The 10,285-nt window shown below is 61.9% G+C and carries 10 protein-coding genes; 4 read left to right on the top strand and 6 right to left on the bottom strand.

Features of this window, described 5'->3' with window-relative positions:
* Window positions 1-370 precede the first annotated feature (370 nt).
* On the bottom strand, window positions 371-1,222 hold the full coding sequence (locus Q2941_RS48605; RefSeq protein WP_458197120.1) for a tetratricopeptide repeat protein: 852 nt from the start codon (window positions 1,220-1,222) through the stop codon (window positions 371-373).
* Window positions 1,223-1,502: 280 nt separating this feature from the next.
* Between Q2941_RS48605 and Q2941_RS48600 the strand changes: the two genes are divergently transcribed.
* Both Q2941_RS48600 and Q2941_RS48595 read left to right on the top strand, forming a co-directional pair.
* The gene (locus Q2941_RS48600; protein WP_458197119.1) at window positions 1,503-1,982 is read left to right on the top strand and encodes a GNAT family N-acetyltransferase; all 480 of its coding nucleotides are present in this window, start codon (window positions 1,503-1,505) and stop codon (window positions 1,980-1,982) included.
* A 238-nt stretch (window positions 1,983-2,220) separates the two neighbouring features.
* Window positions 2,221-3,996 (top strand): tetratricopeptide repeat protein, encoded by a 1,776-nt coding sequence (locus tag Q2941_RS48595; RefSeq protein ID WP_458197118.1) that lies wholly within the window; start codon window positions 2,221-2,223, stop codon window positions 3,994-3,996.
* 142 nt (window positions 3,997-4,138) lie between these two features.
* Here the strand turns inward: Q2941_RS48595 and Q2941_RS48590 are convergent, their stop codons facing one another.
* Complete coding sequence (locus tag Q2941_RS48590; RefSeq protein WP_458197117.1) at window positions 4,139-5,317, bottom strand: MFS transporter; 1,179 nt, start codon at window positions 5,315-5,317, stop codon at window positions 4,139-4,141.
* 64 nt (window positions 5,318-5,381) lie between these two features.
* On the opposite strand from Q2941_RS48590, the gene Q2941_RS48585 reads away from it, so the two are divergent.
* Both Q2941_RS48585 and Q2941_RS48580 read left to right on the top strand, forming a co-directional pair.
* On the top strand, window positions 5,382-6,179 hold the full coding sequence (locus tag Q2941_RS48585) for an AraC family transcriptional regulator (protein WP_035661996.1): 798 nt from the start codon (window positions 5,382-5,384) through the stop codon (window positions 6,177-6,179).
* A 237-nt stretch (window positions 6,180-6,416) separates the two neighbouring features.
* On the top strand, window positions 6,417-7,766 hold the full coding sequence (locus tag Q2941_RS48580; RefSeq protein ID WP_027522465.1) for a malonyl-CoA decarboxylase: 1,350 nt from the start codon (window positions 6,417-6,419) through the stop codon (window positions 7,764-7,766).
* 128 nt (window positions 7,767-7,894) lie between these two features.
* Here the strand turns inward: Q2941_RS48580 and tarD are convergent, their stop codons facing one another.
* From tarD to Q2941_RS48560, 4 genes are all read right to left on the bottom strand, one after another.
* Complete coding sequence (gene tarD, locus Q2941_RS48575; protein ID WP_035661998.1) at window positions 7,895-9,061, bottom strand: D(-)-tartrate dehydratase; 1,167 nt, start codon at window positions 9,059-9,061, stop codon at window positions 7,895-7,897.
* A 139-nt stretch (window positions 9,062-9,200) separates the two neighbouring features.
* Window positions 9,201-9,443: a DUF3297 family protein gene (locus Q2941_RS48570; protein WP_029674077.1), complete on the bottom strand. Its 243-nt coding sequence runs from the start codon at window positions 9,441-9,443 to the stop codon at window positions 9,201-9,203.
* A gap of 11 nt (window positions 9,444-9,454) precedes the next feature.
* Window positions 9,455-9,931, bottom strand: a complete 477-nt coding sequence (locus Q2941_RS48565) for a glutathione peroxidase (protein WP_027522467.1) — start codon at window positions 9,929-9,931, stop codon at window positions 9,455-9,457.
* Between the two features lie 9 nt (window positions 9,932-9,940).
* Window positions 9,941-10,285: amidase family protein (locus Q2941_RS48560; protein ID WP_458197116.1), on the bottom strand; the 345-nt coding region annotated here is incomplete at its 5' end.

Genomic DNA, 10,285 nt, shown 5'->3' with positions numbered 1-10,285 from the left:
GCGGTTCGCTATTCCTTCATCGTAGTGGACTTGCACCACCTACTCCTTGCCGGTCTCCCGGCGCACCTGTGTGAAAACGCGAAAGATCGAAGCCCGGCGAGAACTACATTCTTCAATTCGCTTTTCTAGTTGAGTGCGCTTTCGACCTTGAGTGCTAGGACAGTCTTGGACGCATAACTTCTTCTATCACCACCAAGCGCCTCGGCGTTTTCACACAGCCAAGGCCGAAAGCAGACATCAAGTGCGGATGATGCGCGTGCACTTTGGATGCGGAGCCGACGTTCGCTTTGGCGGTACTTCCAAAGCGACGCACAACCCGCCAGCCGGTATCGAGGACGTCGTTCTCAAACGCGTCGGCAAGCCCCGTCGGCTAAGCGGGCCGCGACGGCAGCGAGGTCATCGCTTCCAGTTGCGCTGTTCGCGTTGCTAACACAGCGAGCAAGCTCTTGTGCAGCCGATCCTCGGGTTCGAAATTTTGCGCGAGCCTTCGGACAGTCTCGACAAATCGCAAGCGATACGTGGCCGCCCTGTCGACGTCTCCGTACTTCGCGAAGATCTCGGCGGCAGTGCGGTACACCCGCCAGGAAGCAATCGGGAAGTCGGCCCTGTCGACGATCTCCAGCGCGCGGGACAGGTGCAACCGAGCCTCCGCTGAATCACCCAAGGCAAGCGCAGTACGCGCGAGCAGTCCGTGGGCCTGGGCCAGGTGATTGAGATCTGGAGCCGTTGCCACATAGTCGTGGAGCTGACGTGCACAGCTCTGAGCCTGCGTATAGTCGTCAACCTGCAAGTAATATTCGCCAAGGCAAAGATACACCTGCGTCGCGGCGGTAAATTCGATGTCGATGCCTTCTTCATGCCTGCGGCGCTCAATATCGTCAAATTGCCTGCGAGCTCCCGACGGATCGTTCAGGCCGACATAGGCCTTCGCAAGGACGGCCCGCTTGTGGAAGTATGTCGATTGATCGCCGACCAGCAGACCATCGTCGACGCTTTCGCAGATCTCCCGGGCTCCTTCAAAATCCATCGCTTCGACGTGCAACCACGCAAGCGTCAGCCGGCACAATGCGCTGCTGGGGCCGTTCGCGTTCCTGATGGCCAGTTCGAGGCCGGCCGTGATTTCACGTCGCAATTCGCGCCATTCACCCAGATGAATGAGCGCGATTGATTCAAGAACGTTGAACAGAACAAAGGTGTAAACGTCGCCAGCTAAACGCGCCAACCGCTTTCCTTCCGTGCCGGCGCGGCGGCACTCCTGGTACCGCGACCTCCAGCAGTCGACGATACCGGATATTCCATTGCGCCTGATCAAGATGCCATAATTCGTGGCACTCGCACTCAGCTCGATCGCCCTGTCACAGAGCGTGGCGTCCTGTTTGCGCCAGCCGTTGAGGAACAGGTTGACGCTCGCGCTGCTGCCCTGGACCAGAGCCTTGAATGTGTCGTCCGCAAGCGATGCTCAATTCAATTAAGCTTACGGCTGGGAAACGGAAGGCTGTGCGGTGGACATCTTTACGGTGCGCGGGGCCAAGCCCGACGAACAACGTGAGCTAACGCGCCTCTGTGTGCGCGCCACGATGCATGCGGGCTACGACGAAGCGTTCGTCGACCGATCGATGCCCGCGCTTACGATCACTCTACCATTGATTAGTGGGGATTTTGTTCGGGTGGCACGAGATAGCTCCAGCGAAGTCGTCGGCGTTGTCTCGGTGACGCCGACCGCGCTGCAAGGAATTGCGCAGCTTCACCACCTTTTTGTTGACCCGGCGCATTGGAAACGCGGGATTGGTCGAGTTCTTTTCCGGGCGGCTGTAGCTCGCGCAAAAGAGATAAAAGCCGGCGCCCTCATGATCTCTGCCGAACCCTCAGCGGAAGGGTTTTATGAGCGGATGGGAGCCATCAGGATCGGCGAAGTACCATTTTTCTTCTCGCCGGAAATCATACTGCCTCATCTGCTGTACGTGATTCCTCGCGAGACATGATGCGCAGCGCCGGCCGGCCCCCGTTGCGCCTCTGGCTCTCGCGACCAGCAGACGGCTCTCGGACGAACGTGGTGATGTCCGGTGTTGCGCGTGGCGGACGAGAGAGCGGACGTGGCCATATCGACGCGATTGCCCCGTTTCGGACATGTGCCTAGCCTGATCGGACATGGGTCTAGCCAGACATCGGCCTACAATTTCTGCTATGTAGGCATCATTTCCCCGGAATATGGGGTTGATATTGAGTAGCGAGCGCGTGGAAAGGCGACTGGCAGCGGTGCTGGCGGCAGACGTGGCCGGTTATAGCCGTCTGATGGGCCTCGATGAGGAACGCACGCTCGCCAACCTGAAATCGTTCCGAAAGACGCTACTCGATCCCTCCATCGCCGCGCATCGGGGCCGCATCGTCAAGACGACGGGCGACGGCATGCTGGTCGAGTTTGCCAGCGCAGTAGACGCGGCCCGGTGCGCCGCCGAAGTCCAACGCGGTATGGCGGCTCAAAATATCGACGTAGCACAGCACAAGAGGATTGAATTTCGGATCGGTGTTCACGTCGGCGACATTATCGTCGATGAAAACGACATATTTGGCGACAGCGTCAACATCGCGGCGCGTCTGGAAGGACTAGCAGAGCCCGGCGGCATCTGCATTTCCGATGATGCCCACCGGCAGATCCGCGGCAAGGTCGATCTTGCTCTCGAGGATATGGGACCGCAAACGCTGAAGAATATTGCTGAACCTATGCGTGCCTGGCGTTGTCGGATTGACGCGGGCTCTTCGTTGGTACCGCCGACGAAACCGTCGGCCGAGACTAGTCAAACTCTCGTTCTTCCCGACAAGCCCTCTATCGCGGTTCTGCCGTTCCAGAACATGAGCGGCGATCCGGAGCAGGAGTATTTTGCTGACGGAATGGTCGAAGAGATCACGACAGCGCTCTCGCGGTTCAAGGCGCTGTTCGTCATCGCGCGTAATTCGAGTTTTGCGTACAAGGGCAGAGCCGTCGATATCAAACAGGTCGGGCGCGAGCTTGGCGTACGCTACGTTCTTGAAGGTAGTGTCCGTAAAGCTGCCGGAAAAGTCCGCATTACCGGCCAATTGATCGATGCGGCGATCGGGTCCCACCTTTGGGCGGATCGCTTTGAAGGCGACCTAAGCGATATCTTTGCTCTTCAAGACCAGATGACGGAGAGGGTTGTCTCCGCAATCGCGCCGAGATTGTTGCAGGCTGAAATCGAACTGGCGACGCGGCGGCGGCCAGACAACCTCAGCGCTTATGACCTCCATCTCCGAGCCGCACCACGGCTTTATTCTGGTACCCGCGAGGGCTCAGCAGAGGCCCTCCAGCTGTTGTATCGTGCCTTGGAGATCGACTCTCGGTATGGTGCTGCGGCGTCGTTTGCAGCAAGCTGCCATCTTCACAATATCAGTCATGGATGGGCCATCGATCCGAAGTCAACGATTGAAGAAGCGGCGCGGCTTTCGCGACTGGCACTCAGTGTTGACGAGAATGACCCGGAGGCGCTGGCCATCGCTGGTCGCGTAACGGCTTTCTCTGGCGATATCGACGCTGCTATCGAACTGGTGGACCGGGCCGTCGCTCTCAATCCAAATTCAGCGAATGCATGGCACAGGAGAGGCTTGACTTATCGGCATATTGGGCAGCCTGACGAAGCACTCCGGAGTATCGAGCGCGCCATCCGCCTGAGCCCCGTCGACCCCTGGATTTTCCTGATGTTCACGGGAATGGGCATTGCCTGCATTGACCTTCGGCGCTTCGACGAGGCGGTCGAGTTTGCAAGGAAAGCCCTTCGCAGGAACCACGTTTCTTCGATGGTCTATCGCTGCCTCGCGGTGGCCTTGGCGCATCTCGGACGCGAAGCAGAAGCGAAAGAGGCAGTTGCCCGCATGCTTGAGCTCGAACCCAATTTTCGCATCGCTGAATGGGTGGCCCGCACCAGTTCGTCGAAGCTCCAAATATTTATCGAGGGTCTGCGTAAAGCAGGACTTCCCGAATGAGTGACACAGAGGTTGTCAAATGTCGAACCGCCGAGTGGCTACTTCCGGTTTTGGCTCGTCACGTCGATTCCCGAAGTGCTCGGTATGGCCGCCATTGAGGGGTAACCGGATCAGCCAGCGAGCGTCGCCGGCGTGGCACGCCTCAGGTGGCCTGCGAGAACGGGGTGCGGATCTCGCGCGGCAGGATGATCGCAGCGGCGATGGCGAGCAGGCAGAGCGCGGCGAAGGCGCGCAGCATGGTGACGAAACCGCCCTGCTCGTAGAGCCAGGCGACCAGGCCAACGGACGCGCCGGCCGCGGTGAAGCCGACGAAATAGCGCACCGCATAGGCGCGCGAGCGCCATTCCTCGGTGGTGTACTTGCCGACCATGGCGTCGTTCACCGTGACCTGCCCGAACGCGCCCATGACGATGCCAATCGAGACCACGATCAGCGGCAGGTTGGACAGGCTCGCCGCGAGATACAGGAACGGCGCCAGCATGAAGGACAGCGGCAACGCCACCGTCTTCAGCGAATAATGATCGAGCAGCCGGCCGATCGTGTACTGCGTCATCGCGCCGAACACGTAGACACAGGCTGCGATGACCCCTAACAGCGCCGGGCTCCTGGTGAGATCGGCGAGCCGCTCCGCAAACAACTTTGGCAGCGCCACCGTGACCGCATTGAATGTCGTCGAGATCGCGATCACGACGATCAGCAGCGCAAGGACCACGCGCCACATGTCCTGCTTGGCGACGCGCGCCTGCGCGGCCGCCTGCCTGCTGCCCTTGCGATCCTCATGCACGACGGTCATCGCGAAGGCGATGCCGATCAGCACCGTGACGAGCCCCGGAACAATGAAGGCAAAGCGCCAGCCGAGATATTGCCCGATCACGCCGGTGACCAGTGCGGACGACGCAACGCCGAGATTGCCCCAGACGCCGTTCAGTCCCATCTCGCGGCCGAGCCTGTCGGCATAGGACACGATCATCGCGGTGCCGACGGGATGGTAGATCGAGGCGAAGATGCCGATCGCGAGCAGCGCCGCGCCGAGCTCGACCTGCGTCTGCACGAAGCCGACCGAGATCATCGAGGCGCCGATGCCGATGAAGAAGATCACCATCATGTGGCGGCGACTCCAGCGGTCGCCGAGCCAACCGGTGAGCAACGATCCCGCGCCGAAGGCGATGAATCCCGGCGTCGCGTAAGGCAGCAGCTCGGAATAGGCCATGCCGAGCGCAGGCCCCATGATGATCACGGCGGCGGCGAAGATCAGCATCGCATAGTGATCGATAAAATGGGCGGCGTTAACGAAACCGATCACCCGGCCGGGACTATTCATGACGTGCGAATCCTCTCCTATCCCGAAATCGGTTATATGTCGGAGCCATGACGGGATGCCGCCAATGACTGTCGTCGAAACGCCAATTCGGGAAGTGCGCGGAAGCCACCGCTCGACCGCGGGCGTGCATCTCGTCGCGCGCGACTACCCCAAGGGCCTGCGGCTCGACCCGCACATGCACCGCGAGGCGCAGCTCGTCTATGCCGCAAAAGGCACGATGCAGGTGACCACGCCAAAGGGACGCTGGCTGGTGCCGCCGGATCGCGCGGTCTGGGTCCCGGCCCACCTCGAACACGCCATCGACGTGCTCGCAGACATCGAGATGCGCACCCTCTATTTCGACCTGCCCTGGCTGAAGCGCGAGCAGCGCGCCAAGGGGCTCACCAAGGAGTTCGTGGTGCGGGTGTCGCCGCTGCTGCACCAGGCGATCCTGGCGCTCTTCGATTCTCGCAATACGTCGGAGCGCACCGAGCTGCTGGTTCGCCTGGTGATGCTGGAACTGCACCAGGCCGAAGATTCCGCGACCTTCGTGCCGCTGCCGCGGGAGCCACGCTGCAGGCGCGCCGCCCTGATCGTGCTGGACGATCCGACCGGGAACCATGAGATCGAGGCGCTCGCGCACGAGGTCGGAACCTCCGCGCGCACGCTGTCACGGCTGTTTTCCTCCGAGACGCAGCTCAGCTTCAAGAGCTGGTGCCAGCGTGCCCGCATCGCGGCCGCGATCGAAAGACTGTCGACAGATGCCGAAGTCTCGGTCAAGCAGCTCGCCGCCCAGCTCGGCTATGCCAGCGTCCCCGCCTTCTCCGCCGCCTTCCGCCAGGTCACGGGACGGACGCCGACGGAGTTTGCGCGGAAGGATTGACCACGAGCACGCTGTCATTGCCCGCGAAAGCGGGCAATCCAGTATTCCAGAGACGGCAGTGATTGAACCGATAGGCCGCGGCGTACTGGATGCCCCGCCTTCGCGGGGCATGACAGTTTCCCCTTGGCGGCATAGCATCGCTTCACTTGGCGCATTGCCAGCGCTTGATTGTGATCGGCTTCCGCCTAAATCCCGTGTAAGCTTCTGCACTGCACAAACCGGATTCGAAAAGCCCAGATGGCCAACGCCTTTTTCTCCGACCTGCTCACCACCATCTCCGAGCGCGGCCGCACGCTGCTTCGCCGCGGTGACGCCTCGGACACAAGACAGGACGCCGACGGCCTGATCGAGCTCTGCGAGGCGCTGCTGTCGGGCCGAGGCGAGGCCTCGGGCACCGCGATGGCGCGCGAGGTGCTCGACCACTATCAGGACCTCGATGCGACCGGACGCCGCGCCTTCTTCGCGGCGCTGGTGCGCGATTTCGGCCCGGACCGCGAGAAGCTTGCCCAGACGGTCGAGAAATGGCGCACCCAGCCGAGCGACGAGGACGCCAGCGACCTGCATTTCGCTTCGGAGCCGCGGCGGCAGGAACTGATCCGCCGCCTCAATCGTGCGCCCGGCGGCACCGGCGATCTCGTGGCCATGCGCGCCGACCTGCTCGGCATGATGAACGGGCACACTGATCTCGCCGCGCTCGATCGCGACGTCGTGCATCTCTTGAGTTCGTGGTTCAACAGGGGGTTTCTCGTGCTGCGCAGGATCGACTGGTCGACACCGGCCAACATCCTCGAAAAGATCATCCGCTACGAAGCCGTGCACGAGATCAGCGACTGGGACGATTTGCGCCGCCGTATCGATCCGGTCGACCGCCGCTGCTACGCCTTCTTCCATCCGGCGTTGGTCGACGAACCCCTGATCTTCGTCGAGGTGGCGCTGACAGAGACGATCCCCGGCGCCATCGCGCCGCTGCTCGCGGTCGACCGCGAGCCGGTGCCGATCGAACGCGCGCGCACCGCCGTGTTCTACTCGATCTCGAACACCCAGCGGGGCTTAGGGGGCATTTCCTTCGGCAGCTTCCTGATCAAGCAGGTCGTCGAGGAGCTGCGCCGCGAGCTGCCCAAGCTCGACACCTTCGTGACGCTGTCGCCGGTGCCGGGCTTCATGCCATGGCTGAAGCAGGACAAGGACCTGCCGTTGTCGGACGAAGATCGCGAAATGCTGAAGCATCTCGACGAGCCGAAATGGTTCGATAATGCGGAGCTGACCGCGCAGCTGCGCGCCGTGATCGAGCCGCTCGCCGCCTATTATTTCCTGAAGGCGCGCACGTCGAAGGGCCGGCTGATCGACTCGGTCGCCCGCTTCCATCTCGGCAACGGCGCCCGGCTCGAGCGCATCAACTGGCTGGGAGACCTCTCGCCCAAGGGCCTGCGCGAATCCGCCGGCGTCATGGTCAACTATCTCTACCGCCTCGACGACATCGAGAAGAACCACGAGGCCTATGCCAACGACGGCACGGTCGTGGCATCGAGCGCGGTGAAGAAGCTGCTCAAGGGCGAACGGCGGCTGCTGGATATGCGGCTGTCGTAGGACGCACCTTCTCCCCACGCCGTCATTGCGAGGAGCCCTTGCGACGAAGCAATCCAGACCGCATCAGCGGAGAGATCCTGGATTGCTTCGCTGCGCTCGCAATGACGGAATGTGTTGCCACAGCCGGGCTACTCCGCCAGCGCCTTCATCTCCTGATAGAGATCCGACTTGCCCTCGAATCCGATGCCCGGGAGGTCCGGCATGGTGATGTGGCCGTTCTCGACGCGCACGCCGTCGGGGAAGCCGCCATAGGGCTGGAACAGATCGGGGTAGCTTTCATTGCCGCCAAGGCCGAGGCCGGCTGCGATGTTGAGTGACATCTGGTGGCCACCATGCGGGATGCAGCGGCTGGGCGACCAGCCATGGGTCTTCAGAACTTGCAGCGTGCGCTGGTATTCGCAGAGGCCGTAGGAGAGCGCGCAGTCGAATTGCAGCCAGTCGCGATCGGGCCGCATGCCGCCATGGCGGATCAGGTTGCGAGCGTCCTGGTGGCTAAACAGGTTTTCGCCGGTCGCCATCGCTGCCGGATAAAATTCTGCGAGTGCAGCCTGCAGCGAATAGTCGAGGGGATCGCCCGCCTCCTCGTACCAGAACAGCGGATAGTCCCGCAGCATTTTGGCGTAGGCGATCGCGGTCTCCAGATCGAAGCGGCCGTTGGCATCGACCGCGAGCTGCGCGTCCTTGCCGATCTCCTTCAGCACCGCTTCGATGCGCGTGCGATCCTCCTCGATTGGCGCGCCGCCGATCTTCATCTTGACGACGTTGTAGCCGCGATCGAGATAGCCGCGCATCTCGCCGCGTAGCATCGAGAGGTCCTTGCCGGGATAGTAGTAGCCGCCGGCAGCGTAGACGAACACGCGCGGATTGGCCTTGACGCCGTGACGCTCGGCGAGCAGGCGAAACAGCGGCTTACCAGCGATCTTCGCCACCGCATCCCACACTGCCATGTCGATGGTGCCGACCGCGACAGAGCGCTCGCCATGGCCGCCGGGCTTCTCGTTGGTCATCATCGCGGTCCAGACCTTGTCCGGGTCGAGATTGTCGCCGGCTGCATCAAGCAGCGACTTCGGATCGGCCTCGAGGATACGCGAGGCGAAGCGCTCGCGGATCAGCCCGCCCTGCCCGTAACGGCCGTTGGAGTTGAAGCCGTAGCCGACGACACGCTTGCCGTCACGCACGACGTCGGTGACGACGGCGACCAGGCTCGTCGTCATCTTGGTGAAATCGATATAGGCGTTACGGATCGGCGAGGAGATCGGCTTGGTGATCTCGCGGACGTCGACGATGCGGACCATGGGTCTCAGCCTTCATTGCTTGATAGGAACCTCGTCATTGCGAGCGAAGCGAAGCAATCCAGACTGTCTCCGCGGAAGGATTCTGGATTGCTTCGTCGCTTCGCTCCTCGCAATGACGAGCGGATAGAACGCGCCGAGCTTATTTCTTATCCCTGAAATACGGCTCAACGGGACCGTGCACCTTGATGGTCAGCGGGTTGCCGTGGCGGTCCTTGGCGTTGCCGGCGGTGACGCGGACCCAGCCCTCGCTGATGCAATATTCCTCGACATTGGTCTTCTCGATGCCCTTGAAGCGGATACCGACGTCGCGCGCCAGGATATCGGCGTTGTAATACGGGCTGTTCGGATCGACCGACAGGCGGTCCGGGAATTCGTCGCTCATGATTGTCTCGCTCACAACAGTGTCTCGATTTGTTGGCGCAGCCCCTCGGGCCGCGCGGTCGGCGCATAACGCGCCACCACCTTGCCTGCACGGTCCACCAGGAATTTCGTGAAATTCCATTTGATGGAGGCACCTAACAGGCCGGATTGCTGACGTTTCAGGTACTCATAGAGGGGATGCGCATTGGCGCCGTTGACGTCGATCTTGGCGAATAGCGGAAAGGTGACGTCGTAATTGGTCGAGCAGAACTCCTGGATCTCGCTTGCCTTGCCCGGCTCCTGGCCGCCAAACTGGTTGCAGGGAAAGCCGAGCACCGTGAAGCCACGCGGACTGAGGTCGCGGTGCAAGTCCTCGAGCCCGCGATATTGCGGGGTGAAGCCGCATTTGCTCGCCGTGTTGACGATCAGCAGCACCTGTCCCTCGAAGCGTCGCAGCGGCACTTCCTCGCCGAGAAGCGAGTTGGCCGAGAAATCGTAGATCGCCGACATCGTTGTCCTTTAGCCCACGGGATCGATCGGTGACGGCGGCACGCCGCCCGCCTCGATCGCCTCGCCGGCGAGCAGGCAGAGGTCCTCCCGATAACGGCCGGAGACGACATGCACACCGACCGGCGCCTTGCCGACGAGACCGGTGGAGACCACGAGGCCCGGCAGTCCCATGAAGGGAATCGCGATCTGCGGCAATTGCGCATCCCAGACCCGCTTGAAGGACGCCTCGTCCTTGCGATCGAGATGGTCAGGAAACGGCAATTCGCCGGAGACCGGCGTCAGCACCACCGCGTATTTTTCGAAGAACAGCATCCATTCGCGCGTCAGCGTCGCCCGGCGCATCAGCGCCTTGGC

The sequence above is a fragment of the Bradyrhizobium sp. UFLA05-153 genome, from assembly GCF_054185185.1.
The sequence above is the reverse complement of the archived record's forward strand: the minus strand, read 5'-3'. Positions and strand labels throughout refer to the sequence as shown.